Here is a 2,471-nt window from a genome sequence, read left to right on the forward strand (position 1 = left end):
TTAAAGAGATTAAAATTGATTTATTAAAGAGAACACAACTAGAAGGTGTTATTTTAAAATATGAAGTAAATGACGATTTAGCAAAGTCATTATTGGATTTATCAGATAAAGCAATAGAAGATAAAGAAAATAATAAAAAAAATAGTAATAACATTTTTTCGCTATATACGCCTAAGAAAGTTAAAAATAATAATGATGAAAAAACTAAGGAAGTTACGGCTTCTTATGTAAATAAGTATTGGTTAAATGATTATTATTATACTGGATATAACAATAAGAAATATTTAGATGAGACAATTTATATTAATTATATATCAAGTGCTAAGCTTGTTAAAACAGGATACAGTGTAAGTAATTATTGGGATGATGTAATAAATAATTTTAGCGACTATATTTCATCAAGTATTGCTGAAACAATTATAGGTCCTGCATACGTAGTTGCTCAAACGATTACTCCTAATCCAGTGGTAACTTATGAACCAAATTCAGGTGATAATTGGGATGCTAAACTAATTGAGTACAAATATAGAAGACATACAAGTATTTATGCATATGATTCTAATGTAGGGTGGCGTTATGAGACGTATGCGTACGGGGAAAGAGGTAGTTATAAGTTTTATAATATAACAGATGCAGATGGAAATATAGGACAAGGATACTCACCGATTTCATATTTTACTAGTAATAATTATTATAGTCTTGATAAAAAAGTATATAATCAGTGGTATTATAATAAAGGAATGTATTTTGAAAGATATGATAGATATAGTGTTAACAAATATACTTGGTTTGGATCTGGTTTAAACTTAGGATACTAAGCTTATAATATTATCAATAACTATTCAGCTACTAAATATTGTTTTTTATGATTACTAAAACAATATTTAGTAGATCGATAATGAAAAAAAATACATTTTTATTTAGGGTATTAGTATTCATTGGAGGAGAAGATAATAATGATTTTATTAAAGAAACTTAGCATGGATATTAAAGTGTTGATTGGAATAATAGTTATTTTATTTGTTATTTCAGGGATATATCTTTATTTAGTGAAACCGTATGATGTTGATATAGTATATAATAGTATAAAATTTCAAAGCGGTAATATAAATATTGAAGAAAGCAGTAGTATAAAAATTAAAGGGAAATATGTTCGTGGATTATTTGGAAATTCTGATAAATTTTCAGGACAAATTTTAGTAGACGATATTGGGTTAAATTATTCAGATAATCTATTAGAGTTTGGAAATCATAATATGGCTATACAGGAGTTTGGGCCAACCACTAAAGGTATTTTTGGTCTATTGTATATAACTGAAAAATTTGAAAGTATGCACATACTAATTTCTGAATCAAATAAAAATTTTTCTTTTTATTACAAAGATGGGTGGATTATTTCAGCACCTTCAGAAAATAGAGAAGATGCAGTTAAGATATCAAATGAGTTATTCAAAAAAAAGGGATCTAATAGTAGGATTGAATAAAAAGATTTGTAACATTGCAAGTGGGCTGAGTAATAAAAGATCAAGTACAAAAGAGAGAATGAAATTTTAAATTAAAAGCAGTTTATTGCGTAGGACTTTTAGGTTTTGAATTTTAAAAAGAAAGTAAAGAAAATATATATAGATAATATTAATGAAATAGAAACGGCTAAAGAAGAAGGAATAGAACAGGAAAGAAAATAAAAATTGATAATCGAATATATGAGCAAAGGATATATGCATATATGGCTTCATTATTAGAGACTTCGTTGGATATGGGAGTTTATAATGAAAAATCTAAGTTTATAAAAGAGAATGGAACTTTAGATATTAAAAAAGTTTTATTAAAATTTCAAGAATTCATGAAAAAGGAGTATTCTCATAAGAGGGAAGCCTTTTTAGAAGCAGATGGAAGACTTATATTTTTAGCTTTTATTAGCCCTATAATTAATGGAATCGGATTTGCATTTAAAGAAGTGCAGGGAGCGTAGGAAAGAAGATTTGATATAGTAATAACTTATGAAAAAAACATGTATATAGTTGAACTTAAAAAATGGTATGGCGAAGAATATCATAAGAAAGGTTTAACGCAGTTAGGAGAGTATCTAGAACAATATAAACTTGATGAAGGTTACTTAATTATATTTGATTTTAGAAAAAATAAGAATTTGAGTGAAGAAGTTCACGAAAAAGTGATTACGTCAAATGAAAAAACAAAGAAAATATTTCAAGTTTTCTGTTAATGAAGTTATAACGAAGAACAAATAGAAAAACTTAAATAGAAACAGCGAACTTGCTTTTAGTCTAATAGGAATAGACGAAAAGTATAATGAAGAGTATAAAATGCAATTTGTCGAGGTCAGAAAACAGGGGATTATAATGAACTAGAGAAAGCATTTGAGAAGTGTCAAGAATTTTACATGAAAAAAATCAAATGCTTTTAGATACAATTAAATGTTTGTAAATTGAGGTTTTTCTTAGAAAAACTTT

The 2,471-nt window shown here is 26.3% G+C and carries 2 protein-coding genes and 1 pseudogene; all 3 read left to right on the top strand.

The window, feature by feature from the left end; all coding sequences use genetic code 11:
* A partial coding sequence (locus BUB83_RS22125; protein ID WP_341465363.1) for a hypothetical protein occupies positions 1-818 on the top strand: 818 nt, incomplete at its 5' end.
* Positions 819-956: 138 nt separating this feature from the next.
* Entirely contained in the window at positions 957-1,484 is a 528-nt protein-coding gene (locus BUB83_RS20950; protein WP_073341024.1) for a hypothetical protein, read from the top strand.
* Between the two features lie 197 nt (positions 1,485-1,681).
* Positions 1,682-2,224, top strand: a pseudogene (locus tag BUB83_RS21780) (AAA family ATPase); the annotation flags it as partial.
* Between the last annotated feature and the right edge of the window lie 247 nt (positions 2,225-2,471).

The organism is Clostridium grantii DSM 8605 (genome assembly GCF_900129965.1).
GTDB classification, from domain to species: domain Bacteria; phylum Bacillota; class Clostridia; order Clostridiales; family Clostridiaceae; genus Clostridium_AF; species Clostridium_AF grantii.